The following is an 803-nucleotide window of genomic DNA, read 5'->3' as shown; positions in this document are numbered from 1 at the left end:
ATGATCCGCACCCCGCTGCGCCCGCTCGCCCGGATCCTCGAAGCCCGCGCCAAGGGCGAGAACCCCGATTCGATCGAGCGCGAGAACCTGCGCCTGCGCCACGAGGAACAGCGCGACAAGGCGCGGGGCAGGGCGGAGGGCCGGCTGATGGTGCTGGGCCTCGCCTTCTTCGTCGCCTTCACCGTGATCGGCGGCCGCATGGGGCTCATGGCCTCGTCGCAACCGACCGAGCCGCGCACCGCCGCCACCGGGGCCGAGATCCTGAACCAGCGCGCCGACATCACCGACCGCAACGGCCGCATCCTCGCCACCAACCTCTTGACCCATTCGCTCTATGCCCATCCCAAGGACATGATCGACCCGGCGCGGGTGGCGAAGGAACTGGCGGCGATCTTCCCCGAGCTCGACGCCAAGGCGCTGGAACGGCGATTCTCCGACGGGCGCAGCTTCCTCTGGCTGCGGCGCAAGCTGAGCCCCGAGCAGATGCAGCAGGTGCATGACATCGGCGATCCGGGCCTCCTGTTCGGCCCGCGCGAGATGCGGCTCTATCCCAATGGGCGGCTTGCCGCGCATGTGCTGGGCGGCGCGAGCTTCGGGGCCGAGGGTGTGCACTCCGCCGAGGTGATCGGCACCGCGGGCATCGAGAAGGCGATGGACGCGCGGCTGCGCGACCCGGCGCAGGGCCGCGAGCCGCTGGCGCTGTCGATCGACATGACCATCCAGGCCACCACCACCGAGGTGCTGGAAGCCGGGATGAAGATGATGAACGCCAAGGGCGCCGCCGCGGTGCTGATGGACGTGCA

The 803-nt window shown here is 70.1% G+C and carries 1 protein-coding gene; it reads left to right on the top strand.

Going from position 1 to position 803, the window contains the following annotated elements:
• On the top strand, positions 1-803 hold an 803-nt coding region (locus C5F48_RS24275; RefSeq protein WP_502525988.1), incomplete at both ends, for a penicillin-binding protein 2.

The organism is Cereibacter changlensis JA139 (genome assembly GCF_003034985.1).
Taxonomy (GTDB): Bacteria; Pseudomonadota; Alphaproteobacteria; order Rhodobacterales; family Rhodobacteraceae; genus Cereibacter; species Cereibacter changlensis.
This window is presented reverse-complemented; position numbering and strand designations above follow the sequence as displayed.